Genomic DNA, 24,010 nt, shown 5'->3' on the forward strand with positions numbered 1-24,010 from the left:
GTTGGATCAACTCACTTTAAGCAGTTCGTATTTATGCAGCATCGTTTGTTGATGCCCTGCGATGTCTGCGACTTGTTCCGAGCTCTCAACCATGGCTTCCAACTGAAGTTTGGTATGTTCACCTTGCTCAGAAAGGTGTGAGATAGCTTGAGAAACTTCAGCGGTAGCGCGTTCTTGCTCTTCTGTCGCAACAGAAATTTGGTCGACACGTTGCTGGATAAGCTGAACCGCTTCATTAATTTCAGTAAAGGTAGATTTCACTTGATGACTTGACTGTAACGCAGAAGACATTTCCTCACGTGAATCATTCACAGCCTTCCGAGAACGATCCGCTGCGATAACTAACTCATTCATCATTTCACGAATATTGGTGGTTTGCTGCGAGGTATCACTGGCGAGCTTACGAACCTCATCGGCAACGACCGCAAAGCCTCTTCCTTGCTCTCCTGCACGCGCTGCTTCAATCGCTGCGTTCAACGCAAGTAAGTTAGTGTTGTCAGCAATGCCACTGATCATGTCAACCATTTCACGAATATGTTTTACGCGCAGATCGAGTTCCATCATAGATTGTTCGTTTGTGTTGAGAGAGCTCTCTAGTGATTCCAAACGCAGGCGATTTTGTTCCACAACACTCACACCTTTCACTGTATGTTCCGTCGCTAAATAAGAATCTTCAGACGAAGCATTAGTGACCGATGCAATCTCTCGAATCGACGCTTCTAACTGAGTGATCGTCGTCACCATGCTCATTAACGCTTCATTTTGCGTGGTTAAGCTTTGATTTGTTTGCTCAGCAGCACCGTGGCTGATTTCTGCAGTTTGGTACAAGATATCGCAATTACGAGTCACGGTAGAAATAGAGTCGTGCGTTGAGGCGATGACAAGATTGAGCTTGCGTGCGACTTCTTTGAGTTCAAACGGACCTACCTCTTGAGCTTTGTCGCGAAAGTCATGCTCTGTTAATGCCGACAAGCGATTCAGAATATTTCTAAGACCTCGATTAATCCACGTTCTTAGACCAAACCACGTTACGAGGATAACCAGAGAGATAACACCAGCGGCAGTAACCACCATAAAAATAACGTTTTTAATTGTTTTCTGGACCACGGTTTCACGTTCTTTGATCAAAGCGGAGGCCGCATCAGACACTTGATCGAGTAAATACATGGTTTCATTTGAAAGTTGAGAGGCACGTTGAAACTCAGCTTTTTGCTGCTCACTCCTTTCCAACTTTGCCAATATTAAACGGAGTACACCATCGTCCTTGAAGCCGGCCTGTACCATTTCATAAGGCGCAATGAGGCTAGCAAACTCGTTAACTTCTGGATGCCATTCTTTGAAATCATCAAAAGCGAGATTGATGCCAGCGATGCGATTGCGCATCTCCTTGTATTCTCGCTCCGCTTTTCCTAGCTCAGTTTGCATCATCATGACCAAAAAAGTGCTTTCCATTGAACTTGCAGAGGCGATAAAACGATTTGCTGCATCACTCGATTCAGGATTTTCGTTACTAAGAAATGAACTGATGCGGTTCATCTCAGGTCCAATCGAACTAAGACCGTAACGAAACCCGCCAACAGCCGAGTTAATGTCACTTTGCATCTGAATCACCGCAGACTGTTTGGATAAAATGGAGTTGGTGATTTGATGAAGTTCTGCGACATTTCCTTGGAGCATACTGGAGAGATGATCAGCAACGCCGGACGTTTGCTCGATTAGGTCGTCGCTTTGACTTGCCAGTTCTTCGATTTGAGATGTAATCAAAGGAAGTTCATTAGGATCGGTTATTTGCATTCCATAATTAAGCAGTTTCACCTGTTCCAACACGTTCCTTGTGAGTGTCGCGTTTGCCATTGCCATTGGTAACGCTTTTTGAGACAAGGCATTAAATTGGTCACCCACCTGCTCCACTCCTTTGAAACTTGAGACAGAAAGGGCTATAACAAGTGCGATGATAGTTAGAAATGTTGCACTGATAGTTTGAATCAGTGAAAAAGAAAGGCGTAAACGTTTGCGCTTTGTCATAATCAATGGATGTTCTTTCCTGAGTTTGAATCAACGTGTCCGCTTTTTCGTCACATAAGTGAGACAAAAACGTGATTTTCAGCCCATACTAGGTGTTGATTGTGACGCTAATATTTCAGTTTTAAGTCATGGAGATGACCAGTGAGCAAGGTTCGTCATTTATTTTTTCCTTTAATAATCAGTGTGCTACTCAGTGCGTGCTCGTCAGGTCCAGATCCAGAAACACAAGTCAACGCCTCCCTGCCCGTCAATCAGCTGTTGTCCGACAATCAGGATTTGTACCAATTCTATAATGAGTGGGAAGGCACGCCTTATCGACTAGGTGGAACTAAAAAGTCAGGCATCGACTGTTCGGCTTTTGTTCAAAAAGCGTTTGTTGAGGCATACAAAATGTCGCTGCCGCGTACTACCCGCCAACAGTCTAAACAAGGTGTTGAAATGAGTTGGTCGGACGCCCAACAAGGTGATTTGGTATTTTTCAAAACCAAACGAAGCACATACCACGTGGGCATTTATCTTGGGAACAAACAGTTCATGCACGCTTCTACTTCAAAAGGCGTGATCATTTCGAGAATCGACAACCCATATTGGGCATCGAAATTTTGGCAAGTAAGAAGAGTTACAATGTAACTCTTCTTGAATTTGAATGACGTAAGAAGAGAATCAGTCGTAGGTCGCTACCGCGGTATCAAACAGGTTTTTAACTAATGCGATGTACTCATCCAAAAAGGCAATCTGCTCATTCGTCGCTTTCTTTGACCATACACCCGCAAGTACTTCACCCAAATCTTCAACGACCGCATCTGCCTCTTTTAGCAACTTAAAACGCACGCTTGAATGCAACTCTGGGTTTTGCTCGAATATCGCCATGATGTTCGATGCAACCATGTCAGTCACAACATCTTCAATGCTTTCTGATCCTGTGTCACCGATTTCAGACGTGAAAATATCTAAGTTAAGTGACAAGTGCTCAATTAGAGCGAGATATCCATCGGTTTCTACAACCACTGTTTTTCTCCGTTTAATGCAAGCCTTCGAAGCTGAAAGCGAAATAGTTTCAATAGTAAGACATGCCGAGAAAATTTCATTAACTTATTTCATATTAATGAGAGTTGACGCACTAACTGGATGGTTTTCAACCAATTGAGTTCGGTACTGTTCACCTTTCGAGCTGATGCTTTCAGCAGTTTGTGAGTTATTTATACAAGGCAGAGGCATTTACTTAAAATGACTAGGCGACAAGCCTCTCGTCGCGATTAAAACGCCTTTATCTCGAATAAAATTTAACTACAAAAATTCAACAATCCCTAGTATCCCCTAGTCGTCTTCATGACTACAAGTTTGGTTTCGACCATTTTCTTTAGCGCGATATAACGCAGCATCGGCACTCTTAAGCCATTGTGTGTGGCTTTCGAAATACGATTTATACTCGCAAACGCCGATACTGATCGTGTAGTTAATCAAAAAGTCTTCAACTTTCACGATTTCTTGTTCAATTCGCTTTCTTAAACGTTCTGCAAAGTAACAAGCTTGCTCTTGATTGGTGTGTGGCAGCAAAACCGTAAACTCTTCACCACCAAAACGACCACATACATCGCTGCTACGTGCCGTTTTACGTAACAAGCTTGAGGTACGACGAATCACTTCGTCCCCCGTGTGGTGTCCATAGGTATCGTTGACCTTTTTAAAATGGTCGATATCAAAGATCACTAACGAGCTCGCCCCTTCAATCACTTTAAGTTGCGCAAATTCGTCCTTCAGAGATTGTTCCCAAAAAGCCCGATTAAATAGACCAGTCAGACCATCTTTACGGCTGATTTCCGATAAGTGTTGGTTAGTTTCTCTCAAATGGATACGGTTACGCGCCGTTTCTGAAACATCATTAATCTGAATTGCAATATGGCTAATTTCACCTGACAACGAGCGCAATGGCGTAATCACAATGTCTTGGAACATCAAGTTGCTGCTGTTAGAAACCGGAGAAAAGTTGTTGAACTTGAAAAGGTATGGTCGGTTTTCCCAGCTAGAAAATGAACGTGTTTCTAAATCTGCTGATGTCTTGAGTTTTGTCTCTAACCACCTTCTCGGAAGATCTTCAAAATGGTCAAATAAACACTCTCCGAGAATGTTTTGCGACAAAATACCACTGTACGACTGCATAAAGCTGTTCCAAACGCAGACTTTATAGTCTTGGTCGAGGACAATAAGCCCAGAGTCCATGGTATCCAGAATTTGGGTAACCCAGTGAAAGTCTGCTATGTCCAGCGTGATTTCGGACATTAGATTAACTCCATGATGTCATAGATGATGTCTACGGATGATTTATCTATCAAAAACAGAACTTCACACTCAAAATCGAGTGATTCTGCCATGTAGGTGTATTCAATGGTAAAGAGTTCACCAGATTCGTTTTTCTCTTCGCTGTAAGGGGTAATGTTCTCGATGATTCCTGGTTGGCGTAACGAAAACTGCTTGTCTAACTGGCTCCCAAGAGAAGTTAGGAATGAAGACACCAGTAAGTTCGACACATTAAGGATGATTTCGTTGTGTGGCGTGAATTCAAGTAAGTATCCGAGTCGTTCGCCGATTTGGTTGATATCTTTACCACGCAGACAAACCAACGCCTCTCCGTGTATACCTCCCCCTACGAACCTTTGTGCTACCGCAACTGAGCTGTCTCGCCCAATCACATCCACCAGCGTCATATGTAATTCACCGTAAGACAACGGACCAACGTGAGGGACCGGCAATTGAATAAACTCACGTAGATGGTCCGCCATAATTGCAGCGCCCTTACCTAATGCAATATTGGCAACTTCACGGAACTTTGCTAACGGCGTAACTTCTAACGTATGTTGAGGTTCAATTTCAGTGTGAGCACTAACGGCATAATGAAGACCGAGCGTTTCATAGAGAGGAATAACCTGTTCTTCGGATAATGGTTTAGCAATGAAATCCATCGCCCCAAGATCTAAGCAGCGTTGTTTAGCCTCTTGCTGAACATCACCCGAAATGATGACAATTTTGGTTTGGTATTGACTAACAGGCAGGGACTCTAGTACTTCGAAGCCATCCATGACTGGCATGGTCAAATCGAGGAACAAAACGTCAATATTTTGTTCCGCTAGGATTTTCAATGCCTCGTGACCATCTTGGGCTTCGAGTAGGTGCAATGATGTATCTTGTACGATGGATCGGGTAATCAACTTTCGTGCGACCGCCGAGTCATCACAAATCAGTATTTTCATGCCACCAATGGAACTAAAGTCAAAAAAATAATAATACTAGCTGTGCTGTTTTAGCTCCATATGTTAAGCCGATAAATCATAGGGTTATAGGCGACGTGATTCACACTTATAAACATTTTCTACTATATGCGGAAGAATTATTGTCGAAGTTTGCTTAACTGCGCGTCAATGTTCCGCCGTTTATCCTAAACTATTGTTGGTCAAATAGATAAGCGAGGTTTTGTATGTGGCAAGCAATATCGCAGCAGCTTTCTGATACCTTGATGTTCGAATATCAGATCACCGAGAAGGTAAAACTTTCCGGTGGAGACATCAGTGAAAGCTATATGATCAATGACGGAGAGCAGCGCTATTTCGTCAAAATTAATGATCGGGATTTCTTAGCCAATTTTGAAGTAGAAGCAGAAAGCCTTCACCTATTGCGCGAAACCTCTACTCTATTTGTCCCAGAAGTCGTTTTGGTCGGTAAAACCAAAACGCACAGTTTTATCATCCTCAACTTCCTTCCCACTAAAACGCTTGAAGATAGCGACAACAGCTTTAAATTTGGTGAACAATTAGCGCGCCTGCATTTATGGGGTGAACAGAAAGAATTTGGCTTCGATACAGACAACTACATAGGCTCTACACTTCAGCCAAACCAATGGCATAAAAAGTGGTCAGTATTTTTCGCGGAGCAACGCATCGGGTGGCAGTTACAACTGCTTAAAGAGAAAGGCGTTTCTCTGGTAGACATCGATGACTTTATTGACGTCGTGAAACAGCTTCTCGCTAATCACTCCCCACAACCTTCCCTACTGCATGGTGATCTATGGAACGGCAATGTGGCGCTCACACCCGCTGGTCCTATTTGTTATGACCCTTCTTGTTATTGGGGAGATCGAGAATGTGACCTTGCTATGACCGAGCTATTTGGCGGTTTTCAACCTGAATTTTATCAAGGATATGAATCAGTTGCGCCACTTCCAATCGGCTATCAAGAACGCAAAGACATTTACAATCTTTATCACATCTTGAATCATTGCAACCTATTCGGCGGGCATTATCTTGAGCAAGCGCAATCGATAATTAAGAAGATAATTTCCTATTGATTTGGAAGGGAAAGATCATTACTGAGTGTAAATTTTCGACGCATATCACCCTAGATAATGACCTCAAGTCCAACGTTGGGTTTGGGGTCAACTTTTGTACTTATTTCGACTCAATTAGCAACCATAGCGCCTAATATTCTAAGTAACTCGGCTTACGTTGTATCTCTAACCCTAAGAGGCAAGCGAGTAACTAAGGGCTGTATTTTCTAAACAACAAAGTATTAAAAGCCCTGCAATACTAGGAGTTTATGTATGCAAAATTACACTGAAAGACATGTGAAATGTCCCCATTGTGGGCACTCAATCGGCATCACCCTCGATGCAAGTAACGGTAACCAAGAGTTCTATGATGACTGTCCGGCTTGTTGTCATGCCATTCACCTCAACATGAAAGTTGATGAATTGCAGCAGAAAGTTGAATTGTTCATCGACGACAATTACGAGTAATTACGCAAATCCCCCCCAATCGAAATATGAAAAGGAGCCGCAAGTGCTCCTTTGTTATTTATGTCCGTTTATTTTGACTACCTCGATAAACCAAGCTCGCTATTTCTTACAGACTTAAAGCTGCTTCGCTGCTAATACACGCTCGACCGTATCAACAATCGCTTGTGTTTGTGGGTCAAATTCTACGTTGATCTTTTCACCGACTTGGCGACGCCCGAATAGGGTTCTCTCTAACGTTTCTGGAATTAAATGAACGGAGAAACGATTATCTTCGACTTCACCAATCGTGAGCGAACATCCGTCTAAACCAATGTACCCTTTCGCAAGTACGTATTTCATTGATTCTTGTGGTAGCGTAAACCAAATCGTGCGGTTGTTTGGTGTATCAATCACTTCAGCGATTTCTGCCATTAAGCTAATGTGCCCTGACATGCTATGACCGCCGATCTCATCACCAAACTTAGCAGCGCGCTCAATATTCACACTATCGCCTGCTGTCAATTCGCCAAGGTTGGTCAGCGCTAGCGTCGCTTGCATTAGGTCAAAGCTGATTTGCGATCCTTCAATTTTCGTTACTGTAAGGCAACAACCGTTGTGCGCAACAGAGGCACCAATTTCAAGACCTTCACTTAGCGCGCCTTCAAGTTCAACAACGTGAGTTTGAAAACGATCTTTCTTGTCGATATGAACGACTTTAGCCGTACCCTGAACGATTCCTGTAAACATACTTTTTACCTATTTTATAGAAGCGACTGATAGCCAAGACAAACGTCCGCAGATGATTTTTATAATCGTCTATCAATTAACCAAAAATCCACATCTTGTGGGTATGGTATCTGAGCATACAATTGTTTATCATCTGCGCGGAGTTCCTTCGAGGCATTTTTTCACCTTATAGTGACTAAAATCAACCATCAGATCAGTTCATCACGTCTTTTGTCCTCAAGCGCTCTCTATCTTTTCAAATAATTTCTTTTACAACATATTGTTCCGCTCTGGAGTATTTCGTGCATCGCTATAAAGAAGAAGCATCGAGTCTTATCAAATTAGCAACCCCTGTGTTGATCGCTTCTGTCGCGCAAACAGGCATGGGCTTTGTGGATACCGTAATGGCTGGTGGCGTCAGCGCGACCGACATGGCGGCGGTATCTGTGGCAGCAAGTATTTGGCTTCCATCAATTCTGTTTGGTGTGGGCTTATTAATGGCGCTTGTACCAGTAGTCGCTCAGCTGAACGGCTCTGGTCGACGCGTTAAAATCCCATTTGAGATCCAACAAGGCATTGTCCTTGCGTTGCTTATCAGTATTCCTATTATCGGCGTACTATTCCAAACGCAGTTCATTCTTGGGTTTATGGACGTTGAAGCCGCTATGACAGAAAAGACGGTGGGTTACATTCATGCTGTGATTTTTGCTGTACCAGCATTCTTGTTGTTCCAAACCTTGCGTAGCTTTACTGACGGTATGTCTCTGACCAAGCCAGCGATGGTGATTGGTTTTATTGGCTTGATGCTGAATATCCCACTGAACTGGATTTTCGTTTACGGTAAATTCGGAGCGCCGGCACTAGGCGGTGTGGGCTGTGGTGTTGCTACGGCAATTGTGTACTGGGTTATGTTTGGCTTACTGCTTCTATACGTGACGACGTCTGCTCGACTAAAAAGCATCAACCTGTTTGGTGAGTTCCACAAGCCTCAACTAAAAGCACAGATTCGCTTGTTCAAACTGGGCTTTCCGGTTGCTGCGGCGTTATTCTTTGAAGTTACCCTGTTTGCTGTGGTTGCGCTTTTGGTCTCGCCACTAGGTTCGATCATTGTTGCCGCACACCAAGTCGCAATTAACTTCTCTTCACTGGTATTTATGTTGCCAATGAGCGTGGGTGCTGCAGTAAGTATTCGCGTTGGTCACCGTTTGGGTGAAGAAAACGTCGATGGTGCTCGTGTTGCCTCTCGCGTAGGTGTCATGGTGGGTCTTGCGCTTGCGATGATGACAGCGATTCTAACTGTCATCTTCCGTGAACAAATTGCCCTGCTTTACACCAATAACCCAGAGGTAATTGAATTGGCGATGGTGCTATTGCTGTTTGCAGCAATCTACCAATGTACAGATGCGGTGCAAGTGATAGCGGCCGGTGCTCTGCGCGGCTACAAAGACATGCGTGCTATCTTCAATCGTACCTTTATCGCATACTGGTTGCTTGGTTTGCCAATCGGCTATGTGCTCGGACGTACAGATTGGATTGTGGAACCAATGGGCGCTCAAGGCTTCTGGTTAGGCTTTATCATTGGTCTTTCTTCAGCGGCGTTCCTATTGGGTATTCGTCTACGTTGGATGCACCGCCAAGATCCAGAAGTACAACTGAACTTCTCGCAGCAATAATTCGGACTTCAACGCCCCAAATATTAAAGCCAGCACTCGCTGGCTTTTTTGATCTCTCCCGCGTGTCACAAAGTATACTTATCTGAGTGATTAAAAAGGAAATGCTGTGAGAAGTTCACTTGTTGCTACGGTGCTTTTGCTAACGACAACCTTACTCAGTGGGTGTAACGAATGGTTTAACCCGGAGAAAGCTGTATTCGAAAAATACAATCAACGCCTGGCGAATGTGTTAGATGTATCAGAATCTCAACTAGAAGCCTCTCCTGCCGTTACCATTCCTGATAAAAGAGAGCTATTCCAAGAGCTCCCCCGCCTATCACTTGGTTTGCTAGAAAGCTACCAATTACGCCAATGTGGTCTGTTTAACTTGCTCGCAGAAAAGAACTCGCAACTGGGTAAGGTCCAAGATGCTTTTTATGACTTCGATTACCAAACGAGTTTGCTTAGAACGTTGAATGGCTGTTTGAGTGATTACCCTCTAAGTGATGAAGAAAGTGCAAAGCTTAACGGCTTGTACGATCAGAAATGGCATCATCTAACAATACACCTCGACAATATGCTGCTTACCAGCGATGCGATGCGCAAACAACTTACGGGCTCTGAATGGTTGCCGTTGGACAGTAAAGACCAAGTCGCCCATGTGCGAGACGCTTTCCTTGCGCTGGACGAGATGTATCAAACACCTTATCGAACCCTTTCGCGCTTACCCGACGTAACCATAGTGAATTATCAAGAAGAGATTGAAAAAACACGCCTTGTTGGTCGACTCTATTACACACTCATTGATGCGACCCTGTGGCTAGAACAAACCACGCAAATGCTTAAAGCAAACCAAGACAAAATAATTTGCGGTGCGAATCGTGATACCACGCAATTTCGTTACTTGAGGAACGTCTTTCAGTCCATTTATGTCGCCGAGGTTCAACCATACATGGCGTTTGTCGATAGTACCTATCAGCAACTTGATGGTGGAATCAACTTAGTCGAACAGAGAATGGCGGCGCACGGTGCAAGTTACGGAATTGAAAATGCACATGAGCAGTTCAGACTTCAGACCATGGATCACGTGCAATTCTGGAAAAGTTTGTTCAAAAGATGTGGTGTTCAAGTGGGAAGCCAATAGAGCATCATCAATGAGGCACTCGCTCTCTTAAGAATCGCGCGAATCTTGGCTTACCGTTATGCGTATAACCGTTGTATCGGAAAGTAATCGTTGCCCCAATTCTTGGCGGGGATTTCCTCACGTCATCAGTAAAACCGCTGCCAATGTAAAACTCTGTGCCGTCAGCTAACCTTACCAGTACTGCCCCCATCATCCCTAACAATCGCCCTGTTCCTGGCTTATAACCGATGACCGTCGCTTCAGCATCCTCAAAGCGTTTAAGCTTGAGTAAATCACTGCCTCTTCCCGCCTGATAACGGCTTGATACCTTTCTCAACATCACCCCTTCACCATCAGATTGCGAAATTTGGTCAAGTTGTTCGAACAAATGTTTCTCATCTTGAATCGCACGATGCTCAACATACTTAATATGAGGTGCGTCGATGGCAAATACCAAATCTTGAATGTTGTAGTAACGCTTCCTGTAGTCACCCGCCGAATAAGGCATATCAAACAACATAAAGTCGATACGCTGCCATGCACTTTCAATTGGGGTTTTATCTAACACGGTTTGTTGAACAAGGTGGAAGTTGCCCCGCCCGGCCCATAGCTCCCCATCTAAGGGATAATCAGGCAAGACGCGAATAAACCAATCAGGTGCGTAAATACGATTTCCATTTCGTGTCACTAAATGTTGTCCCGTCCAGTAAGCACGAATGCCATCGAGCTTTTCACTATACCAATATTGGGAAACATCAATTCCATCTTGGTAGGAATCAGCGAGTGAAACAGGTGGTTGTAAATTTGGATCAGCATGAGGCTGGGCGGAAGCAATTACAGCGAGGGCAATCAATGTCATTCTTAATGGCATGTGGGAACCTTGTACAAAAAAGCATCTCTATTGAACCGTATTAAGCTCAAATACCCAACTTACATTTACCAATCTACGATCAAGAACAACACCAATAAGCAATTAAGTGCAATCTAACACATAAAGATCAGACAGATTTGGCACTTTCAAATGCTTGCCGCCTTTGTCTTTTTTGACTCTCAAAATGAGAAGAAAGCCATTCTCAAAATAAGAGCGTCTCAGCACCTCCATTAACCAACTGTTTATATTGATATTTTTTATTGGCACATTCTCTGCTCTATTCAAATCAGGACATAATGAGAACGGAGAATGGAACATGGAACTGCGCAAACAAGAAACTGCACCCAATACATTGATGGTTGAGTTTTTCGGTGACCTAGACGCCAAAGGTTGTCGTCAAGCCCAGCACCAAATCGATGAAGTGATCCACAGTGACGATCACAAGGAAGTGGAAATCAACCTGCAACACGTCCAATTTCTTGATTCTTCAGGGATTGGTGCCATTGTTTATTTATATAAGCGCCTAGTTGAACGTGAACGCAGTATGTGTATTGAAAATGTATCGGGACAACCATTAGAAATCATGAGCCTGTTGCGTATCAATCACGCTATCCCGGTCAATTCTAAAGGTCATTAATAAAAATACCGGTTAATACGGAGGTTGGCATGGTGAAACTTATACGACAAAGCGTGTTGTGCGGTCTCGTTGTCGGCATGTTTGGTTGCTCGACGTTCAACTACCCCGATCACGGTCAGGGTGGCATGGCGGAAAGCTACCAAGATATTTCTATCGAGAATTATCAGTTTTCACCAGTAATGCCAGACGAGCCTCTTGGACCTGAGCACGGTTTACGTTTTGATTGGCAACTAACCAAGCTGCATTTGGACGCGTTAATTCAGGAAGGTGCGCGCTGGTGTTTTCCTGCGGCCGTGGTACAGGCGCTTGAAAAACAAAACCGCATCGCACGTGAATTGGAAGGAGGATTGCTTCTTGATGCCGCCAATGACATCGTGATTCAACGCCGTCGCCTAAATCAGCTTGAGCAACAACTCGATTACGTTCTGTCACAAACCACGTGTAAACCGCCACAAGATATCGAAGCGCTACGTAGTGATCTCAATATCGTTGCTGACATCTATGACTTACTGAACGTAGACAATCAATTTGCTGTAGACTCCGCGGAAATCAACCCTAAATACATGGGGCATCTTGCTGAAGCGGCGTATATTCTCCGCGATCACCCTTCTTTGTCATTGGTTGTAACCGGACACGCAGACGCAACAGGCACACCAGAATACAACCAAAAGTTGGCACAAGCCCGAGCAGAGCAAGTGAAACGCTACCTCAACGTCTTCGGAATCACCTCAGATCGTGTGCAAACCAAATCTGTGGGAGAAACACTCCCCCTTTACGAAGGACAAACTCCTGCAGTTCGTTTGACGAATCGTCGCGTGAGTATTGAAGTTCTAAACGCTAAATCTGACACAAGCGCAGAGATGGGAGGCACACTATGAGAATCCTCAAAGCCATCACCACCCTACTAATGTTGTGTTTGATCACCTTTAATACAACGTGGGCAGCGGAAGATGATGTAGTTAAAGTCGGTGACTTGGTACAAATTAACCTTCCAGGCGAAGCATCGCTAAACAAAGGCTTTCAAGTAGATAAACGTGGCCGCATTAATCTGCCAGAAATCGGTCCCGTTTTTGTTGCGGGTTACAACGAGACTCAACTTCAGAACGTCATCACCGACAACCTTAAAACTGTATTCCGCGATGTGAGCAACGCACGCGTGTTCATCAAACAGCAACAGCTTCTGATTTCAGTACAAGGCTACGTGGTTAAGCCGGGCGAATACACGCTTCCATCGGGCTCAAATATTCAGATGTTCCTCTATGAAGCTGGCGGTCTACGTGCCGGTGCTCAACTTGATAAAATCATCGTAAAACGTGGTAACAAGAGCATTGAGTTCGACTACAAACGCTTTCTCGACACGGGGGACGATTCAAAACTACCAGCCCTAGAATCATTAGACGTGCTCTTCGTCCCTGCCTCACCTTTGGTTGGTAATATCGAACAAGAATTCGATGCTGCGAAACTGGCAAACTCAGGTGACAGCGCTGATTCTGCTCGTGCGATTAAAGTCTTCGGTGAAGTAAACGCACCGGGCTCATTTACCTACAAACCTAACACGACCCTTGTTGATGTGGTCATGCGCGCCGGCGGCGTGACTCGTTATGCCAGTGTTGAGCAAATCCGTGTTATCACCAACAACACGCCTATTATGTTTAACCTTAAGCGCTACCTAGATACAGGTGACCAAAGCTTGTTGCCGGAGATCCTACCGGGAGCAACCATCTTTGTGCCAAAACAGGAAGAAGAGATCAAAGCCGGTGCGAACGTGGTTTATGTAATGGGTGAAGTAGCTCATCCTGGTGCCTACGAAGGCAAAAAAGGCGCGAGTTTCATGGACATCCTTGCTAACGCAGGTGGTCCAACGCGTTTTGCTGAATCTCGCCAAATCCGCGTCATCAAAGCCGATGGCGGCGTAATCAATTTCGATTTAACAGCTCATACCGAAGGGTTGTCGAATCAGAGAGTGCCCGCAGTGGGTCCGGGTGATGCCATCTTTGTCCCTGAGAAAACGGACATGAATGAAAAATCATGGCTGAAAGTAGCACCAAGTCGCGCAGTCGCCGTGATGGGCGAAGTGGTTCGTCCTGGTCGTATCGAATGGTCAGACGAAATGGACTTAATCGATTTGATAGCCCATGTGGGCGGCCCTACTCGCCGTGCGGACACCAGCAAGATTGAAATCTCTAACAACGGCAAAGTGACCAAGTTTGATTTGGATAAATACATTCTACAAGGATCGCCACATTCTAAGCTACCAAGTGTATCCGCGGGCACAGTAGTTCGTGTGCATGCATTACCAGACGATCCATCAGACAACAAATCACAGTGGGTAAGTCAAAGCTCTGATGCGTCGATTTACGTGTTTGGTCAGATCAACGCACCGGGTCGTTACCGCTTTACGACTGAAATGCATTTCTTAGATATTCTTTCTGCGGCAGATGGTCCAACCAAAGACGCCGATATTCACAACATCCGAGTGACACATCGTGGTTTGGGTTATGCCAAAGTAAGCAAACTCAACCTGTCGCTTTACTTTGAAACTGGTGATGAGTCGATTCTGCCAGATGTGCGCCCCGGCGATACCATCTACATTCCAGAAAAAGACAAGAACTGGCTAGATCGCTCTAAAGAGTCCACAGTTCGCGTACTGGGTGAAGTACACGCACCAGGTCGTTATGTCTTCAATGACAACATGACCATTCTCGATCTGCTTGCTGAAGCTGGTGGACCAAGTGACAGCGCTTACGTTGAGAAGATCAGTGTGGTGAACATGTCTTGCTGCCAAGGTCAGGCACGCGTGTTTAACTTGGTTGAATTCAGCAAAACCGCCAATATTTACGACCTGCCTGTAATTCGTGCGGGTGACACGATTTACGTTCCGCATAAAGACGAAAGCTTTGCTGAAAAAGCCCGTGCTGGCTTGCGTGACTTGCTACAAATCACCACCACCATAGTGTTAATAGGAGCGCTGTAATGACTATTCCTGCAACACATGCTGAGATTGAGCAAATCTACCTTCAAAGTGAACTCAAGGGCTACAAATCTATCGGTGTAGTTGCATGCCAATCTGAAGACGGGGTAACGTCGGTCGCATCTGCATTGGCAGAACGTTTGATTTTAGCGGGTCATAAAACACTTTATGTCGATTTGAATCTGTTTAAGCCAGCCTATCGTACTGTGCACGCATTTGATGAAGAGACCGAGGGTGTCGGACAACTTATCGCTCGTGAAGAAGACCATCAAACACTTGTTGGTCTGCCTGTACCTTCTATGGCAAGCACCCAACTCACCTACCGAGACCCAGCCATGCTGACAAAAGCAATAGAGGCTTGGCTTGAGCAATACGACCGAGTGGTCATAGATACCTCACCACTATTGAGTATGAACCGCAGTAATATCCCAGCTCAAGTGGTGGCAGGAGTCTGTGATACTTGCGTATTGGTTGCCAGTTACGGCTCCACAACGACAAGCCAAATAGACCAAGCTAAAGCACTGTTAGAAGCAAGTAATGCCAACCTTTTAGGTGCGGTTCTCAACATGAAGCACAACGCGGGTTTAAAGGACGAACTGATTCGTCAGGTGAAGAAACTGCGCTTTTTGCCAGAGAAGCTGAAAGCGAAAATATCTCAACAAATAAAGAACAGCGAATTATTTACTCTATAGGGAGTGCGCACCATGAATACTCAAACTGACACCACGTTGGCGCAAGAGTTAGTCGACGAATTAATTCTTCAACAAATGATCAAAGATACCTGTGCGGAAATCATGCCTACGTTAATCGATCACTACATTGAGGAATCACGCGAGCGGGTCGAAAAAATCCAGCAAGCGCTTAATGAGCAAGACAAGGAAATTATGGAGTTTGAAGTCCACACGCTTGGTAGCTCGGCACTCGCCCTCGGAAACCGGACTCTATCGCGTCACGCTCGTACCATCGAAAAACACTGTGTAGAAGGCGACATAAAACGCGCATTTGAACTTTGCCAGTCATTACCTGCGCTTGCAGAGCAGTCTTTTATTGCGCTAACCCAAAGAAAAGAACAAGGTTTCGAAGGCTGAAAGTAAAAATAAGTAATTTAATTGACTAAAAAATATAGAATTTTCTGCAATCCTCACAGCATATGCTAATACTTAAATATAAAGATTCTCAAAATGAGAATCGAAAAGAAGCCATCAGCTTGAGGTAAGAAAAACAAATTCATCATTACTGCATGAACCTCAAGCCGACTTAACGCATTAAAACAACGAATTGAAGAAAGTTGGGAAAGGATTATGAGACCAAGGGTGTTACTGGTAGAAGACTCTACTTCACTAGCCATACTTTATAAGCAGTATGTCAAGGATGAGCCTTACGATATCTTCCATGTAGAAACGGGGCGTGAGGCGATTCAATTCATTGAGCGCAGCAAACCACAGCTCATTATTCTCGATCTAAAGCTTCCTGACATGTCAGGCGAAGACGTATTGGATTGGATCAATGAAAACGAGATCCCGACCTCCGTTATCATTGCAACCGCACACGGCAGTGTTAACCTTGCCGTCAATCTCATCCAAAAAGGTGCTGAAGACTTTCTAGAGAAGCCCATCAACGCAGACCGCCTAAAAACTTCCGTTGCTTTACATTTAAAACGCGCGAAGTTAGAAAATCTCGTCGAGAACATTCAATCAACCTTCGATCGTCACAACTACCATGGTTTCATTGGCTCTAGCCTTCCAATGCAAGCGGTATACAAAACCATTGACGCCGTGGCTCCTACTTCTGCTAGCGTATTCATCGTCGGTGAGAGTGGTACAGGTAAAGAAGTGTGTGCTGAAGCTATTCATCAGCAGAGCGATCGCAGAGACAAACCCTTTATCGCCATCAACTGCGGTGCCATTCCCCGAGATCTAATGGAAAGTGAAATCTTCGGTCATGTCAAAGGGGCATTTACCGGTGCAACCACAGACCGTAAAGGTGCCGCAACGCTAGCCCACGGCGGAACCCTGTTCCTCGACGAATTGTGCGAGATGGAATTAGAAATGCAGAAAAAGTTACTGCGTTTTCTACAAACCGGAACCTACACACCACTTGGTGCGACTAGAGAAATGAAAGTGGATGTACGTATTATCTGCGCAACCAACCGAGACCCATTAACCGAAGTGGAAGAAGGTCGTTTCCGTGAAGACTTATATTATCGTGTGCACGTTGTCCCCATTGATATGCCCCCACTTCGTGAACGTGGTAGTGACATTGTCACGCTGGCTAAACACTTCTTAACCACATACGCCAAACAGGACAAGAAGAAGTTCAACAATATCGACAGCGAAGCGCAACATGTGATTAAGCATTACGACTGGCCTGGCAACGTGCGCCAACTGCAAAACATCATTCGTAACATTGTGGTATTGAATAATGAAGACAAAGTTTCGCTCGCACATTTGCCCGCTCAACTGACTCGCAAACCGGCGAAAGAGCGTAGCGCAACAATAGAACATGATGCACGCTATAATGATTCATCTTTTTCTCCTTTAGAGAATCCACCTGCAGGCACTGTTAACTTGAGTGCTTCGGAGCGAGAAAGCATGCCAGTTGCTACTGAGGAGAGTAGTCTGGTGCCCTCAGCCTCTGTCACACCAGTAGCGTCACCATACTTTAATGCCGATGGCACGATCCGCCCTATGTGGAAAGTGGAACGCGAAGCCATTCAAAATGCGATAGCTTATTGTGATGGTAACGTGCTTAACGCGGCGGTGATGTTGGAACTGAGCCCATCTACGGTCTACCGCAAAAAACAAGCGTGGGAAGCGGATGAAGCTAATCTCGAACAATCTTGAGATCCCTGTCGTTGGCGAAGTTTGGATACTGCTGGATAGCCGCATTTACGGTGGCATTGAAAGCCATGTAGTCGAACTCGCCACTGGGTTGCAATCCTTTCATGTTAACGTACGAGTTGTGTTGGTGGTGGAATACGCACCACCAACACAACTTGTCGGGAAGTTAAAAGATGCAGACATACCCGTCAGCTACCTCTGGCGTCTCTGTCCTAAGTCGGAGCGCTCTAAGAACATTCCCATCAAGCAAATCACCGGAGCAGTCGCAGAACATCAACCTAGCGTTATTCACACCCATGGTTACAAAGCGGCACTGTTAGCCAGAAGCGCAAAGTTATTTACTCGAACCTTCCCTCGCCTCATATCGACATTTCATGCAGGAGAAACACCGAAAGGTAGAGTCTGGCTTTATGATTGGCTTGATCGATACTCAGCTTGCCTTTCTGATCATTGCTTCGCCGTTAGCCAAACCATTCAAAGTAAGATTCCATCTCAATCAGAGCTATTGAACAACTTTGTATCGATTCCCAATCAGCATTGTCGTTATAAACAAATTGCGTTTGTGGGTCGCCTCAGTCATGAAAAAGGTGCAGACCGCTTCATTGATATTGCCCGTCATATTCCTGATATTGAGTTCTCTATTTATGGTGACGGCCCAGAAAAGCCGAGGCTGATAGAAAACGCACCAGCCAACGTGATATTTCACGGTCATCAAAATGACATGGATGCCGTTTGGTGCAATATCAGCGCTCTTGTCATCTCATCACGCTATGAAGGTTTGCCAATGGCGGCGTTAGAAGCGATGGCCCGAGGTATCGTTGTGATCAGTCTTGACGTTGGTCGCCTTCCTGACCTCATCGAAGATGGTCAAAATGGCTTCCTCGCTTATGATATTCCCGCACTAACTGACAAACTTAATCACTGGTTGGGAATGAGCCATAGCGAACAATACCCAATGCGTCACAAAGCGATTGAGACCATCAAAGCGCACTATTCCTCTCGCAACATCATTCCTATTCTGATTCAGCGCTACCAAATTGAGAATCATACTTGATGCATATCCATTCTCAAATTGAGAAGTTTCGCGCTAAGTTTTCACCTATGTATCACTTTCCATTCAAAAACAGATAGTTAAACTAATGGCATATTTTGGCATCTCGGTTGCAATAGCTAATTCAAACAGATTGGCTAACCGAGGTAACGACGATGACTACTCCAAAACGCATTCTTTACGTTCATTATGGTGATAACTGGATTCGCGGTAGCGAAGTCGTATTGCTTGACCTTATCACAAACATTGACCGTCACCAGTACCAACCGATTGTTTGGTCAAACTGCGAACCTTTGATTGAGAAATGCCAATCTCTAGGCATCAAAGCGAAACATTCAAACTTCAGCCTTGTTGGAGGTTGGAACACGCCTCGCTGGGACATCAGCGGTTGGAACGATTTGATCAAACAAGGCACGGCATTGATCGAAAAGCACAACATTGACCTTGTCCATGTAAACAGTGGTGGTCCATGCCAATGGATGTGCCTAGCCGCTCGTATGAACCACATCCCTTTGGTGACGCAACTACACTGCCACTACACCTTGCGTGACCGCTTCTCACTGGGTCTGCACCTTTCTCCAAAATTGATTTGCGTGAGTAAAGATGTGGGTCACGAGATTCTCAAAGATGGCTACCCAGAAGAACACCTTCATGTCGTTCACAACGGTGTGTCATTGGAGAGTCACGATGCACCCATCAATGTTAAAGATCGTCTGGGTATTCCCCAGCAAGCGTTCACCTATATTTCGGTTGGTTCTCTCATTAAACGCAAAGGCTTTGACCGCTTAATCCAAGCTATGCGTATGCACAACTACCATCAACATAATCCACATTTGGTGATTGTTGGTGATGGTGAAGAACGTGTCGCGTTGAAGCAGTTAGCCATAAATTTGGGTGTGGAGGATCGTGTGCATTTTGTTGGTGAACAACATAACGCCGGAGACTGGATGAAAGGTAACGTAGATGCCTTCATCAGTGGCGCTTACGAAGAGGCGTTTGGTCTTGTTCTTGGTGAGGCGGCACTAGCAAAGCTACCAATCATCGCACCAAAAACAGGTGGCATCCCGGAATTGTTTGAGCACAACCACAGTGCCTTATTGTTCGCCAATCACGGTATGGCGAGTCTGTTAAATGCAATTCAGCAGATGATTCAAGATGCACCACTACGCAATAAGTTAGCGGAGAATGCGCATCAACACGCGAATCAGCATCTAACGGTTTCTGCTTCAGTCAAAGCGATTGAAGACATTTACCGCGATGAGCTCTTGCAGAGAGAACCAACACCAATGCCCGTCACCCACTGCATGAAACCCATTTCGCGCTGGTTAAACATCAACTAAGGGGCTGACCATGAAACGTGTATTGATGTTTGACGCTATCCCAATGCAAGGCGGTTCGAAAATTGCCAACGCTGAGTTGATTAAACAGTGTGACCAACGTGACGTGATTAGCTATATCGCAACGACAAATCCAGAACATTGGATTTCAACACTCAGCTCAAATCCTCGCGTACAGATATTGAAAATCAAGCGCTCTCCAATCACGTCTCATCATGGTATCGCTTATTGGCTGATGAACTGCTTTTACCTAGTTCAACTGATTCTGGTGACGCTCAAGCTACCGAAACTCGATTGGTTTATGGGCTTGTCTTCACCAAACAACGACATGCCCATGTACTTGCTTCGTCTATTCAATCGCAAACCTATCGTACAAATGGTGCATGGCCCTGTGGGCGTGTCTCGCTCATCTGGCTACTGCTTAGTAAAAGCGGCTGCCATTCATTATCTTGCAAACACGCGCGCCTCTATGATCGATGCTCTTATGGCTTACCTAAAAATGCCTAAGCCAGCCGTTGAACGCTACTGGACAACTCTAAATACTGCATCATTCGTCAATGGTCTTTCTTCAAAGCGCTCACCAAAGCAAGCAAACCCAATTTCTAATCGCGTATTTTGGGCCGCAAGTCTATTGAAATGGAAAAATGTGGATTTATTGCTCGATGCGATGAAACTGGACGACTCATGCCACCTAAATGCAACCATTTGCTACATCAAACCAAACATCGAAGGCGTCGAGTGCTCTGAGCCAGATTTCAATCAATCAAACATTTCATGGCATGAGTCACCAGAGAACCTGGATGAACTTCGCGCGCAATGCGGTGTGTTTGTTTCTACCAGTAACAACGAACCATTTGGGTTATCGATTTTAGAGGCGTTAGCCGCTGGTATGTGTGTCGTGATTCCTCATGATGACAGTTACTGGGATCGTGTACTAACTCACGGGAAAAACTGCATCAAGTACACACCAAAAGACGCCGCATCTCTGCACAATGCAATTGTTCTGTTGAATGAATCGCCATGGTTGAAAGTGACAATGGGGTTAGAGGCACTGCACGTTGCTCGCTTATATACAGCGGAACGTTGTTACTTCTCTATTACCCAGCAGCTTTGCAAAGATCCATCAAGCAAAGAACAACAAAACGCAAAGAAGCGTGACAACGTCAAAGGATATGACCATGTCTAAAGCCATGACCAACATGTCGTTGTTCGCCATTGCGTTGGTGATCAACAAAAGCATCAGCTTAATTATGCTGCCAGTGCTTCCTCAGTTTCTCTCACCAGAGCAAATGGGCAAACTCGAGTTACTGACCTCTTTTGGTGTCGTTACTGCGCTACTTGCGAGTATGGCAATGCACGAAGCGCTATACCGCTTTGTCGGCGTGGAGAAAGACGGCAAGAAGAAAGTGACCATGCTCAACCAGATCTACTCGCTTTCCGTTTGGATTGCGGCGACGATTGGCTTGGTTCTACTGGTTGCGATTTTAGCTGCCCCGATTCCTAGCCCATTTTCTCAGCTTGAATTTATCGTGCTAATGTTCGCAATTATCTTGGAAGGCGCGATTGGTATCGGCACTGCTTGGCTGCGCATGCAAGATGATAAAGCAAAAACTCTTCTCAGCGTGATGGTGACTGCCACCGTTCTTCAAGTGGTGTTCATTGTTGCCGCTTTATTGATTCACCCACACGTCATTTCTGTCTTGCTTGGTGGTCTGCTTGCTGCCGTAATCCAATTTACCTGGTTGCACATTATCAATAAATACAAAGTCGTCATGCCTGACATAGCGCTCGCGAAACAACACCTGCATTACTGTATCCCTGTCATGATGTCTGCGCTAGTTGCGTTTTGCTTGAACGGTGCTGAGCGTTGGTTCATCGGCGCTAATGCTTCACTGGCAACACTTGGGGTGTACGCAATTGCGGTTAAATTTGCCATTGGCATGTGTATTTTGGTTCAGCCATTCGGTATGTGGTGGATGCCACGTCGCTTCGCGTATCTGGAGCGTAATCGTGGTAAAGAAGCCGTTAGGATTTCTCACTTCGGTATAATTTATATTGCGGCACTCACGGTGTTGGTCGCAACGCTTGCCTTCATTATGATCAGCCAGTTTTTACCAGAAACGTACCAAGAAGCTGCGCTTTACACATTATTCCTTCTACCAATCGCCATGATAAAAGAATGGAGTGAACTGCTGAACATCGCGATTCTTTACAAACGTCGCACTCGTTGGTTATTAGGAATTAACGTCGTTGCCGCTGGTGTTGCAATTGCTCTTCTGTTTTCGCTTTCTTCCCTTGGTATCTATGGCGTATTCATCGCGCTTTACTATGCCCAACTCACCAAACTGGCGATGACGTTCGTGATTGGACAACAGTGCATGTACCTGCCTTTCCACCTAAGTTTGATGGTCGCATTACAAATCATCTCAGGAGTGGCACTGTTCCTGCTTTACTCTACTCAATCCATCGGAAGTGCGATTGTGATTTGTATTCTGACATGCACACTGTTTGCTGGCATCGCCTTCCGATACATGTCTAAGGAAACACGCAATAACCTTATGATGAGGTTAAGAACGGAAGCGAAAAGAGTGACGTTATGAATGCCACGGATGTGAGACCAACCCAAATCATCGCTGCGACAACCGTTACTGTGGTCATCGCTTTAGCGTGGTTAGTGATGCCGCATCCAATTTTAATTGTCGCAATTTGTTTTGCTCCGCTTGCCATCTTGTTTGTCCTCAACCAAACCTTTTGGCTAGTGACTTTGTTTGTCATCTTCTCTTTCTTTCGAATTCACGAAGCGTTTCCGGTTATCTACAACTTCAAAATCCCGCTGTTGTTGTCTTTAGGTGCACTTGGCGCGTTATCTTTTCATCTATTGATCAGTCGTCAGCTATCGGTCTTCTGGCATCCATCTTTAAAGTGGCTGTTCATCTTCTGGGCGTTAGTCATCATCGGTATTGTGTTCGCCTCTGCGCGCGACATCGCGATTACCGTGTTTAAGAATACGTATTGGAAGATCATTGTGATGACACTGGCGATCACTTGGCTTATCACCACACCCAAACAGCTCGCACAAATGTCAAAAGCAATTATCGTTGCTGGGTTGTTGGTCGGACTCGTTGCTCTTTATAACGCCACCAACGGTATTGATATTGTCGAAGGAACGCGTGTGTCGATTGGTCGTTCGTTTGGCTCGGTATTAGGTGACCCCAATGACTTAGCGCTGGTTTTGATGTTCCCCCTCGCCTTTACGGTGAGCCAATTGGTCGAGAAACGATCGTCCATGTGGTTGCGAGGTTTTGCACTGCTCACTTGTATCATCCTGTTTATGTCGATCCTTGAGACACAAAGCCGCGGTGGCTTATTGGGAGCACTGTCAGTCTTCGCCTATTTCGCGTTCAAACACATCAAGAGTAAGGCATTGGTTGTCTTTCTAGGTTTGGTCGCGGCTTTGATTCTTTATGCTGTTGCTGGGATCTCTGGGCGAGCATCGGGTGGCGCGGCAGAAGCCGGTATTGATGCCTCTGCTATGGGACGTTTGTACGCTTGGGAAGCGGCTTTCAAAATGGCACTCGACAATCCGATAACCGGCGTTGGTTTAGAGAACTTCTACTACAACTACTTCTTCTATAGCCCGCATTGGGATGGCATTAACCACGCGGTGCACAGTACTTGGTTTGGTGTACTGGCTGAAACCGGTTTTGTTGGTTTAGCGGTTTTCATTACTCTGATTGTTTCTCTGGTCAAAACGTCATTAAGTTCAATCTCACTTCTGACTGAAAAGTCCCACTTCACGCTTTCTGTAGGTGCAAACGCCGTATTGAGCGGACTTATTGGCACCATAGTGTCGGGGACCTTTCTCACCCAAGGATTTACTTGGCCGATTTATATACTTGCCGCGCTAACCATAGTGATAAATCGCATCGTTCAAACTGATTGTCAAAATGAGAAACCGTCACCCTCTCAAATCAAGAAATAACCTAACCTATTGTTTTAATGAAACTTAGCC

22 protein-coding genes are annotated in these 24,010 nt (G+C 45.1%); 16 read left to right on the plus strand and 6 right to left on the minus strand.

The features are described from left to right. Nucleotides 1-6: 6 nt before the first annotated feature. Nucleotides 7-2,025 (minus strand): methyl-accepting chemotaxis protein, encoded by a 2,019-nt coding sequence (locus ABMY42_RS24230; RefSeq protein WP_188015151.1) that lies wholly within the window; start codon nt 2,023-2,025, stop codon nt 7-9. 141 nt (nt 2,026-2,166) lie between these two features. Between ABMY42_RS24230 and ABMY42_RS24235 the strand changes: the two genes are divergently transcribed. Next, complete coding sequence (locus tag ABMY42_RS24235) at nt 2,167-2,655, plus strand: NlpC/P60 family protein (RefSeq protein WP_045489279.1); 489 nt, start codon at nt 2,167-2,169, stop codon at nt 2,653-2,655. Between the two features lie 33 nt (nt 2,656-2,688). Here ABMY42_RS24235 and ABMY42_RS24240 read toward each other — a convergent pair whose 3' ends face one another. The 3 genes from ABMY42_RS24240 to ABMY42_RS24250 form a co-directional block, all read right to left on the minus strand. Continuing rightward, nucleotides 2,689-3,033 (minus strand): DUF3802 family protein, encoded by a 345-nt coding sequence (locus tag ABMY42_RS24240; protein WP_005445842.1) that lies wholly within the window; start codon nt 3,031-3,033, stop codon nt 2,689-2,691. Nucleotides 3,034-3,342: 309 nt separating this feature from the next. Continuing rightward, nucleotides 3,343-4,305, minus strand: coding sequence for a sensor domain-containing diguanylate cyclase (locus ABMY42_RS24245; protein ID WP_005445843.1), 963 nt, complete (start codon nt 4,303-4,305; stop codon nt 3,343-3,345). Next, entirely contained in the window at nt 4,305-5,273 is a 969-nt protein-coding gene (locus tag ABMY42_RS24250) for a response regulator (protein ID WP_009697765.1), read from the minus strand. The genes ABMY42_RS24245 and ABMY42_RS24250 overlap by 1 nt, the downstream gene beginning before the upstream one ends. A 224-nt stretch (nt 5,274-5,497) precedes the next feature. Between ABMY42_RS24250 and ABMY42_RS24255 the strand changes: the two genes are divergently transcribed. Beyond that, nucleotides 5,498-6,364: a fructosamine kinase family protein gene (locus ABMY42_RS24255; RefSeq protein WP_029788481.1), complete on the plus strand. Its 867-nt coding sequence runs from the start codon at nt 5,498-5,500 to the stop codon at nt 6,362-6,364. A gap of 252 nt (nt 6,365-6,616) precedes the next feature. Continuing rightward, a complete protein-coding gene (locus tag ABMY42_RS24260; protein ID WP_005427574.1) occupies nt 6,617-6,811 on the plus strand; it encodes a CPXCG motif-containing cysteine-rich protein in 195 nt (64 codons plus the stop codon). Nucleotides 6,812-6,925: 114 nt separating this feature from the next. Here the strand turns inward: ABMY42_RS24260 and ABMY42_RS24265 are convergent, their stop codons facing one another. Then, the gene (locus tag ABMY42_RS24265; RefSeq protein ID WP_005445847.1) at nt 6,926-7,537 is read right to left on the minus strand and encodes a riboflavin synthase; all 612 of its coding nucleotides are present in this window, start codon (nt 7,535-7,537) and stop codon (nt 6,926-6,928) included. Nucleotides 7,538-7,818: 281 nt separating this feature from the next. On the opposite strand from ABMY42_RS24265, the gene ABMY42_RS24270 reads away from it, so the two are divergent. Both ABMY42_RS24270 and ABMY42_RS24275 read left to right on the plus strand, forming a co-directional pair. Further along, a complete protein-coding gene (locus ABMY42_RS24270) occupies nt 7,819-9,189 on the plus strand; it encodes an MATE family efflux transporter (protein WP_005445850.1) in 1,371 nt (456 codons plus the stop codon). A 106-nt stretch (nt 9,190-9,295) separates the two neighbouring features. After that, on the plus strand, nt 9,296-10,312 hold the full coding sequence (locus ABMY42_RS24275) for a DUF3080 domain-containing protein (protein WP_349266874.1): 1,017 nt from the start codon (nt 9,296-9,298) through the stop codon (nt 10,310-10,312). A 7-nt stretch (nt 10,313-10,319) separates the two neighbouring features. On the opposite strand, the gene ABMY42_RS24280 is transcribed toward ABMY42_RS24275, so the two are convergent. After that, a complete protein-coding gene (locus ABMY42_RS24280) occupies nt 10,320-11,162 on the minus strand; it encodes a DNA ligase (RefSeq protein WP_005445862.1) in 843 nt (280 codons plus the stop codon). Nucleotides 11,163-11,478: 316 nt separating this feature from the next. On the opposite strand from ABMY42_RS24280, the gene ABMY42_RS24285 reads away from it, so the two are divergent. The 11 genes from ABMY42_RS24285 to ABMY42_RS24335 all read left to right on the plus strand — a co-directional run bounded on the left by ABMY42_RS24285 (nt 11,479) and on the right by ABMY42_RS24335 (nt 23,980). Then, nucleotides 11,479-11,799, plus strand: coding sequence for an STAS domain-containing protein (locus ABMY42_RS24285; RefSeq protein WP_005445863.1), 321 nt, complete (start codon nt 11,479-11,481; stop codon nt 11,797-11,799). Nucleotides 11,800-11,828: 29 nt separating this feature from the next. After that, complete coding sequence (locus ABMY42_RS24290; protein ID WP_005445864.1) at nt 11,829-12,677, plus strand: OmpA family protein; 849 nt, start codon at nt 11,829-11,831, stop codon at nt 12,675-12,677. Further along, nucleotides 12,674-14,773, plus strand: a complete 2,100-nt coding sequence (locus ABMY42_RS24295; protein ID WP_009697760.1) for an SLBB domain-containing protein — start codon at nt 12,674-12,676, stop codon at nt 14,771-14,773. Before ABMY42_RS24290 ends, ABMY42_RS24295 begins: the two co-directional genes overlap by 4 nt. Next, complete coding sequence (locus ABMY42_RS24300) at nt 14,773-15,462, plus strand: AAA family ATPase (protein ID WP_017817416.1); 690 nt, start codon at nt 14,773-14,775, stop codon at nt 15,460-15,462. The genes ABMY42_RS24295 and ABMY42_RS24300 overlap by 1 nt, the downstream gene beginning before the upstream one ends. A gap of 12 nt (nt 15,463-15,474) precedes the next feature. Next, nucleotides 15,475-15,858 carry an Hpt domain-containing protein gene (locus tag ABMY42_RS24305; protein ID WP_349266875.1) on the plus strand — a complete coding sequence of 128 codons (384 nt, stop codon included), beginning with the start codon at nt 15,475-15,477 and terminating at the stop codon, nt 15,856-15,858. A 213-nt stretch (nt 15,859-16,071) separates the two neighbouring features. After that, a complete protein-coding gene (locus ABMY42_RS24310; RefSeq protein WP_349266876.1) occupies nt 16,072-17,613 on the plus strand; it encodes a sigma-54 dependent transcriptional regulator in 1,542 nt (513 codons plus the stop codon). Continuing rightward, nucleotides 17,588-18,664 carry a glycosyltransferase family 4 protein gene (locus tag ABMY42_RS24315; RefSeq protein ID WP_349266877.1) on the plus strand — a complete coding sequence of 359 codons (1,077 nt, stop codon included), beginning with the start codon at nt 17,588-17,590 and terminating at the stop codon, nt 18,662-18,664. The genes ABMY42_RS24310 and ABMY42_RS24315 overlap by 26 nt, the downstream gene beginning before the upstream one ends. A 152-nt stretch (nt 18,665-18,816) precedes the next feature. Next, a complete protein-coding gene (locus ABMY42_RS24320; RefSeq protein ID WP_349266878.1) occupies nt 18,817-20,001 on the plus strand; it encodes a glycosyltransferase in 1,185 nt (394 codons plus the stop codon). Between the two features lie 10 nt (nt 20,002-20,011). Next, entirely contained in the window at nt 20,012-21,184 is a 1,173-nt protein-coding gene (locus ABMY42_RS24325; RefSeq protein WP_349266879.1) for a glycosyltransferase family 4 protein, read from the plus strand. Further along, nucleotides 21,177-22,598: a lipopolysaccharide biosynthesis protein gene (locus ABMY42_RS24330; protein ID WP_038898089.1), complete on the plus strand. Its 1,422-nt coding sequence runs from the start codon at nt 21,177-21,179 to the stop codon at nt 22,596-22,598. Before ABMY42_RS24325 ends, ABMY42_RS24330 begins: the two co-directional genes overlap by 8 nt. Continuing rightward, a complete protein-coding gene (locus ABMY42_RS24335) occupies nt 22,595-23,980 on the plus strand; it encodes an O-antigen ligase family protein (protein WP_039840926.1) in 1,386 nt (461 codons plus the stop codon). The genes ABMY42_RS24330 and ABMY42_RS24335 overlap by 4 nt, the downstream gene beginning before the upstream one ends. Nucleotides 23,981-24,010 lie beyond the last annotated feature (30 nt).

This window comes from Vibrio sp. SSH13-20 (assembly GCF_040104475.1).
In the GTDB taxonomy this organism is placed as follows: domain Bacteria; phylum Pseudomonadota; class Gammaproteobacteria; order Enterobacterales; family Vibrionaceae; genus Vibrio; species Vibrio harveyi.